We start from the raw sequence: 18,903 nt of genomic DNA, 5'->3' as shown, positions 1-18,903 counted from the left end.
GGAACCCGTTCGCAGGAAAGACAAAAGAATGCCTCGCGCTCGACAACGACCAGTTCGGCATGATCCGGTCGACATCGCAGTCGCTCTGGTCCGCAGTGGACGCCGCGCGTTCGGTCGGGTGGAGCAGTCGTGTCCGGTGTGATCCAGGGTTTCGGCGTCATCGCCGCCATCGTGCTGATCGGCTACCTGCTCGGGCGCGGTGCGGTCCTCGGCGAGAACGCGCGCGAGGTGCTGACCCGGCTTTCCTTCTACGTCGCCACCCCGGCGCTGATGCTGCAGATGCTCTCGCAGTCCGACGTACGGATCATCTTCTCGATCCCGCTGCTGGTCACCGCGCTGAGCACGTTCGCCGCCGCCGGGTTGTTCGTGCTGGTGGGGGTGCTGCGCCGGTGGAACATCCGCCGCACCACCATCGGCGCGCTGTGCTCCAGCTACGTCAACGCCGGGAACCTCGGCATCCCGATCGCGGTCTACGTGCTGGGTGACGCGACGCTGGTCGCGCCGGTGATGCTGTTCCAGCTGCTGGTCATGACGCCGATCGGGCTGACCGTGATCGACTTCGCGCGCGCCGGGGAGCGCACCTCGGTGTGGTCGCGGATCCTCGCGCCGTTTCGCAACCCGATCGTCATCTGCTCGCTGATCGGGGTCGGGATCTCGTTGAGCGGCTGGCGGATTCCGGCACCGGTGTTGGAGCCGATCACGCTCATCGGGCACCTGTCCGTGCCGACGGTGCTGCTGGCGTTCGGCATCTCGCTGTGGGGAAGTGCGCTGCCCGCCGGAGGTGCCGAACGGTGGCCGGTGCTGCTGTCGGTCACCTTGAAGTCGGTGGTGCACCCGGTGATCGCCTGGGCCATCGGCGCTGGCCTGTTCGGTCTCGAAGGCGCGCCGCTGTTCGCGGCGGTGGTGATCTCCGCGCTCCCGGCCGCGCAGAACCTCTTCGTCTACGCCTCCCGGTACAACGTCGGGGTGCGCCTGGCGCGTGAATCGATCCTGCTGTCGACGATCCTGTCCGTCCCGGTGCTCTTCACGGTCACCGCCCTGCTCGGCTGACGCGACTGCCAGTAGGCCGCGCACCGGACTGCCTGATGTCGGGAATCTGCACCGCGGAGCAAAACGGGTTCAACGACAGGCGCGTGCGTCTTCGGGCCTGGCTGGCCCGAAGACGCACCTCCCCCTGGCCTGGTCAGCCGACGTTGAGGTCGACGCAGGCGTAGAACGCGTTGGCCGTGTCAGCGATGTTCCAGACGGCCAGCAACTTCTGCTGCCCGCTGACGCCACCGAGGTCGACGGTGTGCGAGAGCTGGTTCGGTGGCCGCTGGCCGCCGTCGTCGAAGACGGCCACGCGGTTGCCGCCGATGAAGTACTCCCAGGTGGAGGTGGCGTGCGAGGCGGTGAGCGTCCAGTTGAACGTCACCGAGTTGCCCACCGAAGTGGCGGTCCAACCCTTGCTGTCGTCGTCGAGCTCGGCGAACCGGGAGTTGCCGCCGCTGCAGCTGGTCAGGCCCTTGGGGCCTTCGACGCTCTGCGGTTCGTACTTGATCTCCCCGCAGGGCACCGTTCCGGCGGCGCACTGCGCCTGTCGGCTCGGCGGTGAGTTGATGTAGCCGTGCGCGCTGGCGGTGCTGGTCGGGATGGCCACCAGGACGGGGGCGATCGCTGCGCCGACCGCCGCGGCGGCGAGCTTCCGCTTCGAATTCATCTCAACTCCTCATCGGTGCGGCCGAGGGGGCTCGGCCGAACGGATCCCCCCGATTGGCGGTCGGTGAATCGGCGCATGATGCGACGAAGGAGCGGGACGTGATTGGCCCGGGCGATGACCGCCTTTCGACCGGACCTTCCCCGAAATGCGATGTGGTCTGGACCATACTGTGGCCCTGGAATTCGGTCAATACCTGCGAAAACAGTCACCGCGATGGACCAGGACCACTACGGGAACTGGTCCACTCCGAGTTTTCCGGGGGTTTTTCCGGCGACCCGGAAACTCGCCGACCACAATTCTGGCGCGCGATGTTCGCGACCATCCCGTGGAACTGCGAATCGATCAGCCGGATTTCCGAATGCGCCGCGTCTGCCGAGCAGATCCTCGACGAGGACCTTCGAACCCGCCACGGCAGCCCACCGGCGTTCGTCCTGATTGGACTGTCGAGAGGGCTGGGCCGTTCGGCGGATGTGGACGGTTCATTCGCAACAAGGTCGTTACTTGACTATTCAAGTCCCCGGTTCGTCCAATTGGGGGAGACATTGCGATCCTGCTGCGAGGAAGTGTGCGTTGACCGCGACTGAGACGAAGGACGACACCCCGCGGGTGCTGCGTGGCCTGCTCCGCCTGCTCGGCGGAATCGAATGGCTCGGCAACAAACTGCCCCACCCGTTCTGGCTTTTCATCGTGCTCAGCGGCATTCTCGCGCTGGTGAGCTGGGGGCTGTCGGCCGCCGGGGTGTCCACTGTGTCCCCCGCGGACGGCGACGTGGTCGCGGTCCGCAACCTGCTGTCCACCGAGGGCCTGCACATGGTGATCGGTGACGCGGTGGACAACTACGCCTCCTTCCCGCCGCTGGGCACGATCCTGGTGGTGATGCTCGGGGTGGCGGTCGCCGACCGGGCCGGACTGCTCTCGGCGATGCTGCGCGCCGGGGTGTCGCGGGTGCCCGGCCGGTGGGTGACCTTCGCGCTCGCGTTCACCGGCATGGTCTCGCACGTCGCCTCCGACGCCGCCTACGTCGTGCTGGTCCCGCTCGGTGGCCTGGCGTTCAAAGCGGTGGGCCGCAGCCCGGTGCTCGGCGTGGTCGTCGCGTTCGTGTCGGTCTCCGCCGGATACGACGCGAGTCCGCTGCTCACGCCGATGGACGCCGTGCTGTCCGGGCTGACCACCGCCGCCGCGCAGACCATCGACCCCGGCTACGTGGTGAGCCCGCTGTCCAACTACTTCTTCTCGCTGGCGTCCTCGGTGGTGCTGGCCGCGGTGATCACCGTGGTAACCGAGACGATCCTGGCCAAGCGGGTCGCGGCGATGCCCCACGAACCGGAACCGGCGGGCACCGCCGCCGAGGAGGTCGAGCTGACGCTGCGCGCCGAGGAACGGCGCGGCCTGCGCAACGCCGGGATCGCGCTGCTGGCGTCGGTGGCCGTCGTCGTGCTGGCGATGATCCCGTCCGGATCGCCGTTGCGGGGCGAGGGCGGCAGCATCGTGCAGTCGCCGGTGCTCACCGGGATCGCCGTGGTGCTCGGGCTGCTGTTCCTGATCGTGGGCGTCGTCTACGGCCGCGCGGCGGGCACCGTGCGACGCGGCCGCGACGTGCCCGACTTCATGGCGCAGGGGGTGCGCGAGATGGCGCCGATCCTGGTGCTTTTCTTCGCGATCTCGCAGTTCCTGGCGTACTTCAAGTGGACCGGCATCGGTGAGGTGATGGCGGTGCGCGGCGCGGAGCTGCTGAAGGCCGCCGGGATCAGCGGGCCGCTGGCCTTCCTCGGCGTCCTCATCCTGTGCAGCGTGATCAACCTCGCGGTGACCAGCGGCTCGGCGCAGTGGGCGTTGGTGGGGCCGATCTTCGTGCCGATGTTCATGCTGCTGGACATCCCGCCCGAAGCGACCCAGGCGGTGTACCGGATCGCGGACTCGTGCCTGAACGCGGTGACCCCGATGAGCGCCTACTTCGTCATGACGCTGGGCATCCTGCAGCGCTACCGGGCCTCGGCCGGGATCGGCACGCTGGCGTCGCTGACCGTGCCGCTGTCGGCGGTGATGCTCGTCGTCTGGTCGTTGCTGTTCTACCTGTGGTGGGCGCTGGGCATCCCGCTCGGTCCGGGGGCGCCGGTCCGGTGACGGGTGGGGCAGTCCCCACCGGACATCCGGTGGTTCGGCACCGGCAGTTCGGGGGAGCGCTCCATCGAGACTGTCAGGGGTCCGCGGGAACATTCCGGTATCGAGACGACACCGGGAACCCGAGAGGGGCGACCGACATGAATCCGCAGCAGCACATCACCGACGCGCGCAACGCGCTCGCCACTGCGGACCGCTTCACCAGCAGCGACCCGATCGCCGTCATCGCCGATCTGGCCGCGATCGCGGAGCTGGTCGGTCGCCTCACCGAGCAGGCCAGCCAAGACCTCGCCAGCTGGGCGACCGTGAGCCCGCACCTGGCGCAGGCCCGGGATCACGCCGCCGTGCTGAGCCGCAACCTGCGCAACGCGGGCGGCATCCTCGCCTACAACACTTCGCTGCACGCGGTGGCCTGAGGGGCCGTACGGCCCGTTCGTTCGGCCCTTGAGCGGGCGACACTGCATTCGGGGGCGGTAACGCCCATGGCGGATCAGGCGGTACGGCGAATCGGCGGCGCGGCCTTGCCGGTCGTGCTCGTGGGGTTCGTGCTGCTGACGACCGGCTGGCTGGCCGTCGGCGCGCTGGCCGCGGCGGCACGGTACTGGCCGGGTTTCCACGATCTGCTGCTGGTCGCCGACAACCGCTGGGCCCAAGGGCTGCTCGACGGCGCGGACCGCAGCGAACCCGCTGGCCAGGCCGTTCTGGACTACCTGCTGAGCCTGTTCAACCTGGTCGTGGCCGCGGCGTTGTGGTGGACCGGTCGGCGGGACGCGGCGACCCGGTTGCTGACCATCGCGCTGGTGGCCACCGCCGGTGCGGTCAACCTCCAGGCACACGCGTCGGTGTCGGTCCTGCACACCGCCTTGGGCGTCAACATCAGCTGGTGGCACGTCCTGCTGCTGCACGGCGTCGGCGGCGTCGCCTACGTGCTGGCGCTGGTGCTGTTCCCGACCGGGCGGTGGGACCGCATCGGTCCGACCTCGTGGCTGGCCCGGGCCGCCGTGGGTGTCGCCGTCGTCGGAGTGCTCGCCCTGCTTGCGCTGTCCACCGCCGACTACCCGCACACCATCAGCTTCGTCGTGTTCTTCGGCGTGCTCGTGCCGGTCGTCGGATTCGTCGTGCAGCGCAATCGCGCCCGCACCGGGCCGACACCGGAGATGCGGCGGGAGTCCCGACTGCTGTGCGCGGCGCTGGCCGTGGCGTTGTTCGTCATCTTCGTGCTGAGCGTCGTCACCGCGCTGTTGTGGCTGCTGGGCGCGCCGGGGCTGACGCTGTTCGACCCGACCGCGCACGTGCCGGGCAGGCCGTTCGACGAGCCGCTGGCCGTGGTGTTCTGGCCCGCTCGGTTGATCTTCGCGGTGATCCCGTGCGCGCTGATCGTGGTGACCCGTCGGAGCGCGCCGTGGGAAACCGAGCACCTGTTCAGCCGTGCCTCGGTGCACACCCTGGTAGTGCTGTTCGTGGGCAGCGCGGCGATCGTCGTCGCGGCCGCCGGTGTCGCACTGGTGGGCACCGCGGTGGGGGTGCTGGCGGCGGCCGTGGTGGCCGCGCTGCTGTTCCAACCGGTCCGGGACCGCACGGAAAAACTGGTGGAGCGACTGGTGTTCGGTCGTCGACCGGCATCTTCGGCGGTGCTGGAACAGGTCTCGGAACTCTCCGGTGGCCGCGACCACCCCGACCTGACGGGACTGGCGGAGGTGGTCGCCCGCGGGCTGGGGGCGGCCTTCTGCGAGCTGACGCTGCGCGTGCCGGGCGGTGTGGAGCGCTTCCGGTGGCCCGCCGACCTGGCCGAGCTGCCCGAACCGGTGAGTCTGGCGGTGCGCTACGGCGGCGCGGAAGTGGGCGCGCTCGTGGTGGACCGGACCAGCGTCACCGACGTTCCGGGGCAGCGGGACCGGCTGCTCGACGACCTCGTTGGGATTCTCGGCCCGGTGCTGCACAACAGTCGGCTGGGCCTGGAACTGGAGGACCAGCTGCGAATCACCCTGCGGCGGGCCGAGGAGATCGCCACCTCCCGTCGCCGCGCCACCGCCGACATGGACAGCGAGCGGCGGGCCCTCGAACGCAACCTGCACGACGGCGCCCAGCACCACCTGGTGGCGTTGCGGATGGGCGTCGGGTTGGTGGAGCACGAGATCACCCACGACCGGGGCGGCTCGGCCCGCGATCGCCTGGACCACCTGTTGGAGCAGCTCGAAGGCACGCGCCGGGTGCTCGCCGACACCGCCGCCGGGGTGTTTCCGGTGGTGCTCGCGGACCACGGCCTGACGGCCGCGTTGACCGCTGAGTTCGGCACCGGGGAGTCCACTGTGGTGCTCGACGTGGACGAAGCCGTGGCACGCCGCAGATTCCCGCTGGACGTGGAGACGGCGGTCTACTTCACCTGCTTGGAAGCGGTCAACAACGCGTTCAAACACGCGCCGGGCGCCACGGTGCGGGTGACGATCCGCGACGAGTACCGCGGGGTGTCGTTCTCGGTCGCGGACGATGGTCCGGGCTTCAGCACCAGCGGCGACGACGCCGGGCACGGGCTGCACAACATCGCCGACCGCACCGGCCGGGTGGGCGGGCGGGCGGCTGACGGTGCGCTCGGCGCCGAACCAGGGCACCGTCGTCGAGGGCTTCATTCCGCTTTGACCTGCAGCAGGCCTTCGCAGGTCCGCGCGACGCCCCGGGAGATCTCCCGAACTTGCCTGGGCACCAACGGATTCTCGGCGCGATCCCGCCAGCGGGTCAGCTGCGCACCGGCGACCCGGCGGATCTCCGGGGGCGCGGTGCCGATCGGCAGGGCCAGCCGGGTGCAGGGATCGCGCCCGGCCGCGCCGAGCAGCCGGGCCGCCCCGCTGCGGTCCGCATCGGAGAGCGCGATGTTGTTGTTGCGCAACAACTCGATGAGTTCGATCTCGAACAGCTCGTGCGCGCTGCCGTGGATCTGCTCCAGGTCGAACATCAACTCCGCACGCCGCGGATCGTCGGCGGGCAGCTCCCGCACCGCGACGTCCAACGCCCCCAACACTTCTCGCGCCCGGTGCACGTCATCGGTGATTGGCACCCTCGCCTGCCGGATGTCGGCCATTTCGTGGTAGCGCTGCGCGAGTCGGCGGATCCGGACCGGCAGCGATGCGGTGTCCTCGGTCTCGGTTTCGGCCTGCTCGGGCGGGATTTCCTCGACCGTCGGCGCGAGTTGATCGGGCAGCCACCCGGTGACCACGACACGGTCCGCGAGCTCGGTCCACTGGAGTTCGCCGCCGAGCGCGGCGATGCGGTCCGCATCGTCGGCGAGCGCCGCCCGCAGGTCCAGCGGTTCGGCGGGCGCCGGTGCCTCGACGTGCGCGGTGATCCGACCGGATTCCTGCGCGAGGTGCACCAGCACCGGATTCTCCTCGTCGGTGCCGCTGAACAGCCGGATCGCCGAGGCGGCCAGGTAGTACACCCCGGACTCGATCTCCCAGTCGACGCGGCGCGGCATCTCGCCGGTGACCCGCACCGGCCTGGCGAGGTCGGCGCAGAGCTCGCGCAGCGCCGCCAGCGGACCCTCGTCGCACAGCACGCCCGGGTACACACCGCGCACCACGGCGCGGAACCGCTCGATCACACCTTCCAAGGTCGAGCGCAGCCGGGTCAACACGGCATCGGCCGCAGCCGGATCGCTGGCGAGCACGGCTTTGAGTTCGCGCAGTTCGGAGCGGATCGCACCGAGACCGCCCTCGGTGACCGCGGTGATCTCGCTGACCAGGCGGCGGCGTTCGACGTCGCGCGCGTGCAGCAGCCGCTGCTGGGAGGCGGTGAGCTCGTCGCCGAGCTCCTCGGCCCGCCGCACCCTGGTGCGCAGCTCGTTGGCCAGGGCGACGCTGCGCAGCAGCAGTGCGGTGCCATTGGCGATGTCGTGCATGCGCCGGTCGTCGGTGTCGGTCACCGCGCCGGATTTCCCGATGGCCAGCGCCCCGCGCTGGACGTGCCCGTCCATGATCGGCACGACGTGCCGGACGCCCGGCACCTCGCGCAGCGCCGCGGCGTCGGCGACGACGTGCGCGGTGCCCGGCAGCGGCGATGGCCAGGCCGCGCCGCTGACCAACCGGCCACCGGCGGTCAGCCACAGCGAAGCGTGCGCGGCGTCGGTGCTGTCGGCGAGCATGCGGGTCAACACGGGCAGGGACTGCTCCCACGAGCCGACCGCGGGCAGTTTCCCGGCCACTGCGGCGAAGTCGGCGGGCGGTGCGGGCAGCAGCCGTCCGATCCGGCTGTCCACCACCGCGAATCCGGCGACGCACACCGCGGCAGCGACGAAAGCGGGCAGGATCATCGACTGCCCGGGCCCGGCCAGCAGCCCGTATCCGCCGACCACGACGGCGTAGACCAGGGCGACGAACCCGGCCACACCGCCACGTCGGCGGTCGATGTTTCCGGTGCTTCGAAGAGCGTGTCGCCGTCGGCGACGCAGGTGACCACTTCGTGGCCCGCGGCGTCCAGCAACATCACCAGGCCCTCGCGGAACAGGGCGCCGTCCTCGGCGATCGCTACTCGCATGGGATCCTCACCAGGCTCAAGTCGTGCTCGTCGGAGCCGATGGCCACGACCAGGTCCGGACCGCTTCGCTGGATCGACACGTTCGCGGCGCGGGTGCCCTCGGGCAGCTTCGCCAACCGGTCGGCCACCTCGAAGTAGGCGGCGGCCTCGACGGCGGCTTCGAACCGCTGCGCGGGAACCCGCAGCACCACCGGAATGCCGTGTCGTTCCGCCAGCGCCTCCAACGCGGCGGCCAACCCCGCGGTGGCCAGCACCGGCGGGTAGATCTGCCCGGCCAGCGCCCGCAACTCCTCCAACACCTCGTGCAGTTCGTCCTGCACGCCCGACAAGCAGTCGTGCACCCGCTCGTCGTGCACGGCGCGGTGTCGACACACGCCCAAGCGCAGCGCCAGCGCCGCCAAGCGCAGCGCCGGACCGTCGTGCAACTGCTGCTCCAGGGACTTCCGGCGGGCCCAACCGACCGAGTCGAACTCGCGCTGCTCGGTCATCACGTCGCCTCCCAGCACCTCGGTGGTTCCAGGGTGGACCGCTCGCGGCGCGGCGCAACAGGGGGCGAGCACCCGCGCGGGGGTGGGGAACACCCCACCGAATCGGGCCGGGAGACCCTGTGAGCCGCGAGCCGACCGGCCTACGTTCTGAACTGAAGCGACATTCCCCGCAAGGGGGACCGATGGCTTACAACCTGGGCGTCGACCTCGGAACCACGTTCACCGCCGCGGCGATCGAACACTTCGGCCAGGTCGAGATGCTCACCCTCGGTGACCGGGCGATGATCGCCCCGACCGTGCCAGCTACGACGACGCAAGCGCATCCACCATCGACACCAGATCGCGTCGGGTGACCGGCACCATCCCGGTGGGCACCAAGCCGTCCAGCGTCGCCGTCGCCCCGGACGGCCGACACTTCTACGTGGTGAACGAGGGCTCGAACTCGGTGTCGGTGGTCGACCTGAGCGCCGAGCGGGTCACCGCCACGGTGCCGGTGGGCGAGGCGCCGGTCGCGGTCGCGGTCAGCCCGGACGGCCGCAAGGCCTACGTCACCAACGTCAACTCCAACACGGTGTCGGTCCTGGACACCGCCCGTTGACACGGCTGCGCTCCAGGCCGGGAGCTTGTCGCCACCGCGAAGCAAGCGCTGGAGGTCAGCGGAAGCGCACCTTGGCTTCGGCCATCACGTTCGCCGGTGCGGTTCGCACCGCCATGTTCCCGTCGGGGTCGCCGCAGACCAGCACCGGATCTCCGGCGAACACCGGACGGCGCAACCGGTAGTCCACAGTGGATATTTCTCGTTCCGGCGCCTGCTGCCGGGCCAGTTCGGTCATCAGCAGTGCCAGCATCGGGCCGTGCACCACGATTCCCGGATACGACTCGACGTCCCGCGCGTAGGGCGCGTCGTAGTGGATGCGATGCGAGTTGGCGGTCAACGCGCTGAACCGGAACAACCGCACCGGGTCGCCGATGAACGCCTGCTGCCACGGTGCGTCCGAGTCGGGCAGGCCGATTGGCCGCCGCACGTCCGGATTCTTGGTCGGGCTCTCCCCGCTGCGGTAGACGTAGTCCTGCTCCTCGGTGAACCGGACCGCGCCGTCCTGCCGGTACTCGCTGCGCACCGTCACGAACGCCAAGTCGCCGGAGCGACCATGCTTGGCCACGGCGTTGACCAACGACGACGTCCGTTCGGCCGGGCTGCCCAGGCGCAGCGGGCCGGTGATCGCGAGCCGACCACCGGCGAACATCCGCCGCCGGTTCGGGATGGGCGGCAGGAAGTGGCCGTGCGTCGGGTGCCCGTCCGCGCCGAGTTCGCCGTGCTGCGGCCAGTGCAGGAAGTGCACCCAGTGCCACAGCGGGGGGAGCGTGGCCGCCGGGGCGAACTTCTCCGGTGTCTCCAGCACGGCTGCCAGTGCCCGCGACGGCTCCGGGGGCAGGGCGTCGGTGTCGACCAGCGGCTCTGGGCGCCAGCCCTGCAGGTAGATGTCGAGACCGGCCACCGCTCCTCCTCCAGGTCCGGGCCTGCGCTCACCCGGCGACGCGTTGATTGGGCCGTACAAACTAACCACAAGTCTCGGCTCGGCTCGGCTCGGCGTCAACGAAGAGCGGCCGGTGAGGCCGGTGATTCCGCTAACAAGAGCCAAATTTCGAGCTCCGATCGCGGGTCTTGACCCGGCGGTACATTTGGCCGTACAAAGATTGTCCAACGACCGATCACGGCCCCGGAAGGCGTTGGAGGAACGGTTCCCATGGCATCCATCGCGGACTCCCTCGCGGGGTGGGCGGCAGAGCTCGAACCGACCGCGGACGATCTCGCGCTCGCCCAACGTTCCCTGATCGACACGATGGCGGTCACCCTGGCCGCACGGGACGATCCGCTGGCCGAGATCGTCGCTGCACTGCCGGACGCGGCGCGCTGGGCCGCCATCGGGCACGTGCTGGACTTCGACGACCTGCACATCCCATCGACCACGCACATCAGCGTCGTGACGGTGCCAGCCGTGCTCGCCACCGGCGGTGACGCGCGGGCGTACCTGGCGGGAGCAGGCATGCTGGCGCGGCTGGGCGTCGCACTGGGTTGGTCGCACTACGCCGCGGGCTGGCACGCGACGTGCACCGCCGGAGCGCCCGCCGCTGCCGTCGCGGCGGGAACGGCGCTGGGACTTTCCGCGCGGCAGTTGACGACCGCGATGGCGCTGGCCGTCCCGGCGGCAGGCGGCGTGCAGAACGCCTTCGGCACCCACGGCAAGTCGTTGCAGGTCGGCTTCGCCGCGCAAGCCGGCGTGCGGGCGGCGATGCTCGCGCAGGCCGGGGCGACCGCGGATCCGAGCGCACTGGACGCCTGGCTGGAGCTGGTCGGCGGTACCGGCGAGCTCGACCTGACGGGACCGGCCGTGCCAGGCGGCCTGGCCATCAAGGTCTACCCCTGCTGCTACGCGATGCAGCGGCCGATCGCCGCGCTGCGCCACATCCGCCACGAGATCCGGGGGGAGGTGCGCGGGGTGCGGGTGCGCACGCCGGAGGCGACCGTGCAGCCGCTGATCCACGATCGCCCCGCCACCGGTTTGGAAGGCAAGTTCAGCCTCCCGTACGCCGTGGCCACCGCCCTGCTGGACCACTACCCGGACTTCGCCGCCTTCACCGATGCCGCGGTCAACCGGGCATCCGCCCAGCACCTGCTGCGCCAGGTCGAGGTCAGCTACCCGCCGGGCGGTGCGGGCCTGCTCACCGGTGAAGTGGACATCGAAGTCGAGCACGACGGGCCGACCTCGCGGGTGCGGCTCGCGCAGCCGCCGGGCGCGCCGTCGCGGCCACCGACGGATGCCGAACTCCACGACAAGCTCGCGGCCTGCGGCGCGGACGTGCCCGCGCTGCTGGCCGAGGTGGACTGGGCATCGGCCCGGACGCTGCTGCGGAAGACGTTGCCCCGCACCGGGGTCGTCGAATGACGGATCGGCACGGCAAGGGAGCACTGCATTGAGCACATTGGACATTCTCGGCGCCGACGAGAAGCTGGCCGTGGCGACGGTGCGCGAATTCGTCGACAAAGCGGTCAAGCCGGTGGTGCGGGAGCTGGAGCACACCAACACCTACCCGGCAGCCCTCATCGAACAGATGAAGCAGCTGGGCATCTTCGGCCTGGCGATCCCGGAGGAGTACGGCGGCACACCGGTTTCGACGCCCTGCTACGTGCTGATCACCGAGGAACTCGCCCGCGGCTGGATGAGCCTGGCCGGTGCGATGGGCGGGCACACCGTGGTTTCCAAGCTGCTGCTGCACTTCGGCACCGACGAGCAGAAGCGCGAATACCTGCCGAGGATGGCCACCGGCGAGGTCCGCGCGACGATGGCGTTGACCGAGCCCGGCGGCGGCTCCGACCTGCAGGCGATGACCACCCACGCCCGCCGGGACGGCGACGAGTACGTGGTCAACGGCGCCAAGACCTGGATCACCAACTCGCGCCGCTCCCGGCTGATCGCGTTGATGTGCAAGACCGACCCGGCCGCGCAACCGCGCCACCAGGGCATCTCGATCCTGCTGGTCGAGCACGGCCCGGGCCTGACCGTCTCCCGAGACCTGCCCAAACTCGGTTACAAAGGGGTGGAGAGCTGCGAACTGTCCTTCGAGGACTACCGCACGCCGGTGACCGCGCTGCTGGGCACCGAAGCGGGCCAGGGCTTCGCGCAGATGATGAAGGGCCTGGAAATCGGCCGCATCCAAGTCGCCTCCCGCGCGCTGGGAGTGGGCCGGGCGGCGCTGGAGGACGCGCTGCGCTACGCCCAGGAACGCGAGAGCTTCGGCAAGCCGATCTGGCAGCACCAGTCGGTGGGCAACTACCTGGCGGACATGGCCACCAAGCTCACCGCGGCCCGCCAGCTGACCCTGCACGCGGCGCGCGAGTACGACGCCGGACGCCGGGTGGACATGGAGGCGGGCATGGCCAAGCTGTTCGCCTCGGAGGTGGCCATGGAGATCGCGCTGAACGCGGTCCGCGTGCACGGCGGCTACGGCTACTCCACGGAATTCGATGTGGAGCGCTACTTCCGCGATGCACCGCTGATGATCGTCGGCGAGGGCACCAACGAGATCCAGCGCAACGTCATCGCAGCCCAACTCGTCAAACGCGGCGGCCTGGACACCTGAAGCCCCAATCCGCACGCCACGGGTTCTCCCTTCGGGTGAAGGGTGAAGGCACCTTTCGCCAACTTACTTGGTAAAAGGTGCCCTTCACCCCGCCCTTCATCCCGACCCGATCGCGGTGGTGGGGGTGCGCGGGTGGTGCGGATCGATGGTGGGTGAGGGGCAGCTGTGGCCAAGTATGTTGGGTGCGGGTGTTCCTCGGTTTCCAGCGGGGTGGTGAAATGATGAGGACCGATGGTCGGGAGAGTGCGTACCTGCGCCTCGCGCGGGAGTTGCGGTCGGCGATCCTGCAGCACGACTACCCCGAGGGCAAGCGGTTGCCCACCGAGGCCGAGCTCGCCGAGACGCACCGCGTCAGTCGGCAGACGGTGCGCCGCGCCTTCCAGGACCTCGTGGCCGAGGGCATGGTGTACCGGATTCCCGGCCGGGGCACCTTCGCCGCACCCCGCGAGGAGCAGTACCTGCGCCAGTTCGGTTCCATCGACGACCTGATGGGACTGTCCATCGACACCACCATGCAGTTGATCACCCCGCTGCGGCAGCAGGTCGACCTGGACGCCGCCGGTCGCCTGCGGCTGCTGTCCGACCGGGTGCACATGCTGGAATTCCGACGGCTGCACGACGACATCCCGTTCTGCCTGACCACCGTGTTCCTGCCGCCCGCGATCGGCAAGCTGGTCGAGTCGGTGCCGGAGCTGACCGAGGTCGGCGCACGCAGCGGCGTCACCATCATCGGCCTGCTGGACGACCGGTTGAGCGATCCGATCGCGGAGGCCGAGCAGAGCATCACCGTGGGCCTGGCGACACCTGAGATCGCCGAGCGCCTCGGGTGCGAGCCGCAACGGCCGTTGTTGCGCATCGACCGCATGTACCAGTCGACGACCGGCCAACCCGTGGAGCTCGCGGTCAGCCACTTCCTCCCCGAGCACTACTCGTACCGGGTCCGCCTCCGGCGCAACGTCCGCTGACGCCGGGCGAACCGGGTGACGTCCCGGGATGGCGCGCAGCCCGGTCGCTCAAGCGAGGTCGCTGGGGTCGGTGTTGGCGCCGCAGAGCACGATCGCGACCCGCTCGCCGTCGGCCGGTCGGTAGGCGCCGCCGGTCACCGCGGCCAGTGCCGCCGCCGTGCCGTGTTCGACCACTAGCCGGTACCGCTGCCAGAGTTCGCGCCGCGCCTGGCTGATCTCCTCATCGCCGACCAGCACCGACCGCACCCCGGTGCGGGTGGCCAGCGCGAAGGCGATCTCGCCGATCCGGCTGGCGCCGAGCGAATCGGCGGCGACCCCGGACGGGTTGCGGAGGCTTGCACATCAGTACGGTCGATCATCCGACGGGCCTCGCTCCTCAACAGATCGCTGGCACCCGAGCCTAACGAGCCGGTCGTGCCGGGCCCCGAACCGGTCGCCGGGCACGGGCAGGTCGTGATCGGGGTGCCGGTCCGCGAGCAGCGGAGGACGGTCGTTTCCGGCGGGCCCGGCATTGATAGCCCTCGGGTGCTGAATTAGGGTCGGATCGAGAGGCAGAATTAATGGATTCCCCAGCTGCGGGGTGAAACCGAGGCCAACCGTGGAGCTGCGCCACCTCACCGCGTTCATCGCGGTCGCCGAGGAACTGCACTTCGGCCGCGCCGCAAAGCGGCTGCGGATGGCCCAGCCGCCGTTGAGCCAGCAGATCCGCCAACTGGAGAAAGAACTCGGCATCCAGCTCTTCGAGCGCAACACCCGATCGGTCCGGTTGACCAGCGCCGGTGAGTCGTTCCTGGAACCCGCTCGCGCGGTGCTCGACGACGTCGACGCCGCCGTGCGGGCCGCCAAGGCCGCCGGGCGCGGCGAATACGGGCGGGTCACGGTCGGATTCGCCGGTGCCTCAACCCACGAGTCGCTGCCGCTGCTGACCCGTGCGGTGCGCGCCACGCATCCGGGGCTCGAACTGGTGATGCGCGGCCAGACCTACGCGAACATCGCGTTGGCGAAGGTCGCGGACGGGTCGCTGGACCTGGGCTTCGTGCGGCTGCCGGTCAACCAGCCGGGCGTGCGGACCAGGGTGATCGAGGTGGAGGAGCTGATCTGCGCGCTGCCCATCGACCACCCGCTGGCCAGCCGCGAGCGCATCCCGATCGAGGAGCTCGCCGACGAGCCGTTCGTCAGCTTCCCGTCCAACGCCGGGTCCACGGTGCGCGACGCGCTGGTCAAGGCGTGCGTGTCCGCCGGGTTCAGCCCACGCGTGGTCCAGGAAGCCCCGGACTCCTACACGATCTTCGCGCTGGTCGCCGCTGGTGTCGGCGTGACGCTCACCCTGACGTCCTGCCAGCACATCCAGCAGACCGGCCTGGTGTACCGGCCGTTGGCGGGCCCGCCGATGCGGCTGCACGCGGCGCTGGCCTGGCGCACCGACAACACCTCGGCGGCCCTGCGCGCGGTCCTCACCATCGCCGAGGCAGCGCTGCCCACTCCGCCGCTGGGCTGAGCAAAGCCGGTGGTCTGGGCAAAACCGGTGCTCTGGGCGAAAACAGTGGGTGATCGAACGCCGTCGGTCGAATAGCCTGCCCGCGTAGCGTGCGCAACCGAACGCGGCTTCGCCGTCCGGGAACGACGGCCGCGTTGCCGGAATCTTGGAGGTGCAGATGGGCAATCCGCGCTGGGTGCGGCGGCCGGAGGGTTCGAACTGGGGTGATTTCGGTCCCGACGACAACCTGGGACGGCTCAACCTGCTCACCCCGGAGAAGGTTCGGCAAGGCACCGCCGAGGTCGCCGAAGGCATCGCGTACTGCCTGAGCTTGCCGCTGGACCTCCCCGGCGGCAACGCGCTGAATCCCAACCGGTTCCCGCCCGTGCTCCGGCCGACCCGGCGCGCCGGGGAGGTCAACTACAACTTCGAGATGGACCGCCTGCACCCCGGCCACACCGATGTGCTCTGCGACGACCTGGCGGTGCTGCACCTGCAGTACTCGACGCAGTGGGATTCGTTGGCGCACGCCGGGTCGATGTTCGACGCCGATGGTGACGGCGTCCCGGAACCGGTGTTCTACAACGGATTCCGCGCCGCAGAGCACGTCGTCGGCCCGGCCGGGCTCGACGACGCGGGCGCGGAAACCCTGCACCGCACCACGACGTCCTCGGCCGGTCCGCTCGGGATCGACCACATGGCCCGCAAAGCGGTGCAGGGCCGGGCGGTGCTGATCGACCTGCACGCCCACCTCGGTGACGCGCGCACGCTCGTCGACTTCGACATCCTCGCGGACATCATGACCGCCGACGGTGTCGTGGTCGCCGACGGCGACATCGTCTGCCTGCACACCGGATTCGGCGAGAAGGTGCTGGAGATGAACGGAGATCCGGATCCGGAGGTGCTGCACGGGTACGGATCTGTCCTCAATGGACGCGACCCGGAACTGCTGCGCTGGATCACCGAGTCCGGGCTCGCCGCCCTGGTGGCCGACAACTACGCGGTGGAGGCATTCCCGGCGCCGCAGGCCGCGGTGCCCGCCGCGGTGCTGCCGCTGCACGAGCACTGCCTGTTCAAGCTCGGCGTGCACCTCGGTGAACTCTGGCGGCTCACACCGCTGGCCGAGCACCTGCGGGCCCGCGGTCGAAGCCGCTTCCTGCTCACCGCGCCACCGCTGAACCTGCCAGGTGCGGTCGGCTCGCCGGTCACGCCGGTCGCCACGGTGTAGCAGGTCCGCGCCGCCTGGCCGGTTTCCCCGCCGGGGCACCGGTGATCAAACCGGATGCTTGTCGTCCCGGTGCGTCGCGCAGTAGTGTCGGACGCATCGGGCCGCAGTCCGAATAGGACCTCTCAAGCAGGAGCGCGAGATGCCGTACTTCATCGAGACGTTCGACAAACCGGACCACCAGCAGGTGCGGCTGGACGCCCGGCCCGAGCACCTGGCGTTCCTGGAGGCCAACAAAGCGCTGCTGCTGGCCTGCGGCGCGAAGCTGGCCGATGACAGCGACGCGGCCTCCGGCGGTGTCTACCTGGTCGACGTCGAAACCCGCGCTGAGGCCGAGGAGTTCATCGCCAAGGACCCGTTCGTCAAGATCGGCCTGTTCGCCGATGTCAAGATCACTCGCTGGCGCAAGGCATACCTGGACGGCAAGGGCTACGTGTAATCCGGCCGGGCGCGGATCGCCAGGAACCCGGTCGGTTCGCGCTGCAACCGCTCGTAGACCTCGGCGTTGACGACGGCGCCCGTTTCGGCTGGTCGGGGTTCTAGCAGCCGCTCGATGACGAACCCGGCGCGGAACAGCTCCTCGCAGGTCAACTCCAGGGGAGCGAGCCAATACCGGACCTGCCAGCCCCGCTTCCAGGTTTCCTCGACGACGCGAGCTTCGAAGTAGTTGCCGCCGTGGCGCAGCCAGTCGCCGGTGGGGTGCATGCGCGACATCACCAGCGCCCCGCCGGGCCGCAGCACGCGGCGCATCTCGCGCAGCGCGGCCAGCCGGTCATCGAGGTATTCCACGGCGAGCGCGAACAGCACCAGGTCGACCGAGGCGTCCGGCAACCAGTCGAGCGGTTCGGCGAGGTCGTGCACCCGGAATTCGGCCGAGGGCACCCGCGTCGCGGCTAGCTCGACCATCCGAGCGCTGAGGTCGCAGCCGGTCACCCGCGCGCCCCGCGCGACCAGTTCTTCGGCGTAGAAGCCGGGCCCGGACGCGGCGTCGAGCACCCGCTTCCCGGACACCTCACCGAGCAGCGACAGGCAGGCCGGGCGGTCGTAATGCGCGTTGTAGAGACCGTTCTCGGCGTGTTCGGCGAACTCGTCGGCGAACGCTTCGTACTGGGGTGTTGAGCCAACGTTGTCGGTCACGCCACGGATCTTGGCAGGTGGGCTCGCACGCGGCAAAGATCGCCGACTGCCGGTGGCCAGGCTTAACCCGTGGGTAGCCTTTGCTTCAGGCAGGCCAGCGGTGGAGGGTGAGTCGGATGAATGGGATGGCGGACGTGGCGGGCGGCTCGCGGGCGTATCAGCAGATCGTCGACGCCGTGGAACGCGAGCTGGCCAGCGGCGTGCTGCGACCCGGCGACCGGCTGCCCAGCGAACGCGAGATGGTGGCCCGCTACGGGGTGAGCCGCGCGACGGTGCGCGAGGCGCTGCGCGTGCTGGAGCACTCCGGCCTGGTGAAGTCGCGGCACGGCGACCGGTCCGGACCGCTGCTGCTGGATCCGGCGGGTGGGCCGCTGAGCGACACCCTGGAGCGGATCGTGCGGTTGCACGGCTGCACCGCGGGTGAGCTGGTCGGATATCGGATGATGCTGGAATCGACGGCCAACCAGCTGGCCGCTGGGCTGCGCACCGACGAGCAGCTGGCGGCGATGCACGCGAGCCTGGCCGCGATGCGCGCGGCGATCGAGCGCGGGCCGGAGGAGTTCGGCGCGGCCGACTTCGACTTCCACGAGCTGGTAGCGGCCGCCAGCCGCAACACGCTGATCCAGTACAGCCTGCGCGCGGCGCGGCAGGCGGCGCTGGTGCAGATCGAGGACAAGATCGTGCGGGCCGACGACGAGCGCGCGCAGATGGCGGAATCGTTGCGCCACCACGAGATCGTGTTCGACGCGATCGAGGTGCGCGACGGCGAGCGGGCCGCGTCGCTGGCCCGGCACAGCATCTTCGCCTACTACCGCGACTACCTCGATGAAGCCGAACGGGCCGCACTCGCCAGCCTCTGCCCCAACGAAAACCCCTTCCTCACAACAACTTCCTGACACCCCGATGCGCGCGTTCACCGTTCGGGTGACGAGTGAAGGGCACCTTTGACCGGCATACTCGGTCAAAGGTGCCCTTCACTCCGTCCGGATCGTGGGAACGGGTGGTTGTGGGGAGATCTGCGTCACCGTGGCCTCAGGGGGTGTTGGTGGTTGTGTTTACCGGTGCTGGGGGGCGTGGGAAAGTCGGTGCCGGGCACTGGACAGACCAGTTGGTGGGGGCTA

The 18,903-nt window shown here is 69.9% G+C and carries 19 protein-coding genes and 1 pseudogene; 14 read left to right on the top strand and 6 right to left on the bottom strand.

Annotated elements, in window-relative coordinates; all coding sequences use genetic code 11:
- The first annotated feature begins 129 nt into the window (after positions 1-129).
- Positions 130-1,050: an AEC family transporter gene (locus tag ACTWQN_RS24380; protein WP_443205874.1), complete on the top strand. Its 921-nt coding sequence runs from the start codon at positions 130-132 to the stop codon at positions 1,048-1,050.
- Positions 1,051-1,183: 133 nt separating this feature from the next.
- Here the strand turns inward: ACTWQN_RS24380 and ACTWQN_RS24375 are convergent, their stop codons facing one another.
- The gene (locus tag ACTWQN_RS24375; RefSeq protein ID WP_443205873.1) at positions 1,184-1,699 is read right to left on the bottom strand and encodes a lytic polysaccharide monooxygenase auxiliary activity family 9 protein; all 516 of its coding nucleotides are present in this window, start codon (positions 1,697-1,699) and stop codon (positions 1,184-1,186) included.
- A gap of 53 nt (positions 1,700-1,752) precedes the next feature.
- Between ACTWQN_RS24375 and ACTWQN_RS24370 the strand changes: the two genes are divergently transcribed.
- The 4 genes from ACTWQN_RS24370 (at position 1,753) to ACTWQN_RS24355 (ending at position 6,906) form a co-directional block, all read left to right on the top strand.
- Positions 1,753-2,283 carry a hypothetical protein gene (locus tag ACTWQN_RS24370; protein WP_443205872.1) on the top strand — a complete coding sequence of 177 codons (531 nt, stop codon included), beginning with the start codon at positions 1,753-1,755 and terminating at the stop codon, positions 2,281-2,283.
- Positions 2,270-3,823 (top strand): AbgT family transporter, encoded by a 1,554-nt coding sequence (locus tag ACTWQN_RS24365; protein WP_443205871.1) that lies wholly within the window; start codon positions 2,270-2,272, stop codon positions 3,821-3,823. The genes ACTWQN_RS24370 and ACTWQN_RS24365 overlap by 14 nt, the downstream gene beginning before the upstream one ends.
- A gap of 137 nt (positions 3,824-3,960) precedes the next feature.
- Entirely contained in the window at positions 3,961-4,236 is a 276-nt protein-coding gene (locus ACTWQN_RS24360; RefSeq protein ID WP_443205870.1) for a hypothetical protein, read from the top strand.
- Between the two features lie 66 nt (positions 4,237-4,302).
- Complete coding sequence (locus tag ACTWQN_RS24355) at positions 4,303-6,906, top strand: sensor histidine kinase (RefSeq protein ID WP_443205869.1); 2,604 nt, start codon at positions 4,303-4,305, stop codon at positions 6,904-6,906.
- A gap of 1,213 nt (positions 6,907-8,119) precedes the next feature.
- Here ACTWQN_RS24355 and ACTWQN_RS24350 read toward each other — a convergent pair.
- Positions 8,120-8,347, bottom strand: a complete 228-nt coding sequence (locus ACTWQN_RS24350) for a helix-turn-helix domain-containing protein (protein WP_443205868.1) — start codon at positions 8,345-8,347, stop codon at positions 8,120-8,122.
- On the bottom strand, positions 8,338-8,835 hold the full coding sequence (locus tag ACTWQN_RS24345; protein WP_443205867.1) for a histidine kinase: 498 nt from the start codon (positions 8,833-8,835) through the stop codon (positions 8,338-8,340). Before ACTWQN_RS24345 ends, ACTWQN_RS24350 begins: the two co-directional genes overlap by 10 nt.
- Positions 8,836-9,017: 182 nt before the next feature.
- Between ACTWQN_RS24345 and ACTWQN_RS24340 the strand changes: the two genes are divergently transcribed.
- Together ACTWQN_RS24340 and ACTWQN_RS24335 are read left to right on the top strand one after the other, a co-directional pair.
- A complete protein-coding gene (locus ACTWQN_RS24340) occupies positions 9,018-9,188 on the top strand; it encodes a hypothetical protein (protein WP_443205866.1) in 171 nt (56 codons plus the stop codon).
- Entirely contained in the window at positions 9,185-9,433 is a 249-nt protein-coding gene (locus ACTWQN_RS24335) for a YncE family protein (protein ID WP_443205865.1), read from the top strand. The genes ACTWQN_RS24340 and ACTWQN_RS24335 overlap by 4 nt, the downstream gene beginning before the upstream one ends.
- A gap of 55 nt (positions 9,434-9,488) precedes the next feature.
- Here ACTWQN_RS24335 and ACTWQN_RS24330 read toward each other — a convergent pair whose 3' ends face one another.
- On the bottom strand, positions 9,489-10,334 hold the full coding sequence (locus ACTWQN_RS24330) for an HTD2 family dehydratase (RefSeq protein ID WP_443205864.1): 846 nt from the start codon (positions 10,332-10,334) through the stop codon (positions 9,489-9,491).
- Positions 10,335-10,583: 249 nt separating this feature from the next.
- Between ACTWQN_RS24330 and ACTWQN_RS24325 the strand changes: the two genes are divergently transcribed.
- The 3 genes from ACTWQN_RS24325 to ACTWQN_RS24315 all read left to right on the top strand — a co-directional run bounded on the left by ACTWQN_RS24325 (position 10,584) and on the right by ACTWQN_RS24315 (position 13,943).
- Positions 10,584-11,783 carry an MmgE/PrpD family protein gene (locus ACTWQN_RS24325; protein WP_443205863.1) on the top strand — a complete coding sequence of 400 codons (1,200 nt, stop codon included), beginning with the start codon at positions 10,584-10,586 and terminating at the stop codon, positions 11,781-11,783.
- Between the two features lie 28 nt (positions 11,784-11,811).
- A complete protein-coding gene (locus ACTWQN_RS24320) occupies positions 11,812-12,978 on the top strand; it encodes an acyl-CoA dehydrogenase family protein (protein WP_443205862.1) in 1,167 nt (388 codons plus the stop codon).
- Between the two features lie 218 nt (positions 12,979-13,196).
- Entirely contained in the window at positions 13,197-13,943 is a 747-nt protein-coding gene (locus ACTWQN_RS24315; protein ID WP_443205861.1) for a GntR family transcriptional regulator, read from the top strand.
- A gap of 48 nt (positions 13,944-13,991) precedes the next feature.
- Here ACTWQN_RS24315 and ACTWQN_RS24310 read toward each other — a convergent pair.
- Positions 13,992-14,243: pseudogene (locus tag ACTWQN_RS24310) on the bottom strand (pyridoxal-phosphate dependent enzyme); the annotation flags it as partial.
- Positions 14,244-14,541: 298 nt separating this feature from the next.
- Here ACTWQN_RS24310 and ACTWQN_RS24305 point away from each other — a divergent pair.
- The 3 genes from ACTWQN_RS24305 (at position 14,542) to ACTWQN_RS24295 (ending at position 17,084) form a co-directional block, all read left to right on the top strand.
- Positions 14,542-15,441 carry a LysR family transcriptional regulator gene (locus ACTWQN_RS24305; RefSeq protein WP_443205860.1) on the top strand — a complete coding sequence of 300 codons (900 nt, stop codon included), beginning with the start codon at positions 14,542-14,544 and terminating at the stop codon, positions 15,439-15,441.
- A 157-nt stretch (positions 15,442-15,598) separates the two neighbouring features.
- Complete coding sequence (locus ACTWQN_RS24300) at positions 15,599-16,648, top strand: cyclase family protein (protein ID WP_443205859.1); 1,050 nt, start codon at positions 15,599-15,601, stop codon at positions 16,646-16,648.
- A 139-nt stretch (positions 16,649-16,787) separates the two neighbouring features.
- Positions 16,788-17,084 (top strand): YciI family protein, encoded by a 297-nt coding sequence (locus ACTWQN_RS24295; protein WP_443205858.1) that lies wholly within the window; start codon positions 16,788-16,790, stop codon positions 17,082-17,084.
- On the opposite strand, the gene ACTWQN_RS24290 is transcribed toward ACTWQN_RS24295, so the two are convergent.
- A complete protein-coding gene (locus ACTWQN_RS24290) occupies positions 17,075-17,782 on the bottom strand; it encodes a class I SAM-dependent methyltransferase (protein WP_443205857.1) in 708 nt (235 codons plus the stop codon). The two genes, ACTWQN_RS24295 and ACTWQN_RS24290, sit on opposite strands and share 10 nt — an antisense overlap.
- Positions 17,783-17,898: 116 nt before the next feature.
- On the opposite strand from ACTWQN_RS24290, the gene ACTWQN_RS24285 reads away from it, so the two are divergent.
- Positions 17,899-18,678: a FadR/GntR family transcriptional regulator gene (locus tag ACTWQN_RS24285; protein WP_443205856.1), complete on the top strand. Its 780-nt coding sequence runs from the start codon at positions 17,899-17,901 to the stop codon at positions 18,676-18,678.
- The last annotated feature ends 225 nt before the right edge of the window (positions 18,679-18,903 follow it).

This window comes from Saccharopolyspora antiqui, from assembly GCF_052246905.1.
In the GTDB taxonomy this organism is placed as follows: Bacteria; Actinomycetota; Actinomycetes; order Mycobacteriales; family Pseudonocardiaceae; genus Saccharopolyspora.
This window is presented reverse-complemented; position numbering and strand designations above follow the sequence as displayed.

Excerpts from the sequence above, each read along its gene's own strand:
- ACTWQN_RS24315 (WP_443205861.1), top strand. The coding sequence starts at position 13,197 with ATGATGAGGACCGATGGTCGGGAGAGTGCGTACCTGCGCCTCGCGCGG.
- ACTWQN_RS24355 (WP_443205869.1), top strand. The coding sequence starts at position 4,303 with ATGGCGGATCAGGCGGTACGGCGAATCGGCGGCGCGGCCTTGCCGGTC.
- ACTWQN_RS24285 (WP_443205856.1), top strand. The coding sequence starts at position 17,899 with ATGAATGGGATGGCGGACGTGGCGGGCGGCTCGCGGGCGTATCAGCAG.
- ACTWQN_RS24295 (WP_443205858.1), top strand. The coding sequence starts at position 16,788 with ATGCCGTACTTCATCGAGACGTTCGACAAACCGGACCACCAGCAGGTG.
- ACTWQN_RS24340 (WP_443205866.1), top strand. The coding sequence starts at position 9,018 with ATGGCTTACAACCTGGGCGTCGACCTCGGAACCACGTTCACCGCCGCG.
- ACTWQN_RS24375 (WP_443205873.1), bottom strand. The coding sequence starts at position 1,699 with ATGAATTCGAAGCGGAAGCTCGCCGCCGCGGCGGTCGGCGCAGCGATC.
- ACTWQN_RS24325 (WP_443205863.1), top strand. The coding sequence starts at position 10,584 with ATGGCATCCATCGCGGACTCCCTCGCGGGGTGGGCGGCAGAGCTCGAA.
- ACTWQN_RS24350 (WP_443205868.1), bottom strand. The coding sequence starts at position 8,347 with ATGCGAGTAGCGATCGCCGAGGACGGCGCCCTGTTCCGCGAGGGCCTG.
- ACTWQN_RS24300 (WP_443205859.1), top strand. The coding sequence starts at position 15,599 with ATGGGCAATCCGCGCTGGGTGCGGCGGCCGGAGGGTTCGAACTGGGGT.
- ACTWQN_RS24345 (WP_443205867.1), bottom strand. The coding sequence starts at position 8,835 with ATGACCGAGCAGCGCGAGTTCGACTCGGTCGGTTGGGCCCGCCGGAAG.
- ACTWQN_RS24360 (WP_443205870.1), top strand. The coding sequence starts at position 3,961 with ATGAATCCGCAGCAGCACATCACCGACGCGCGCAACGCGCTCGCCACT.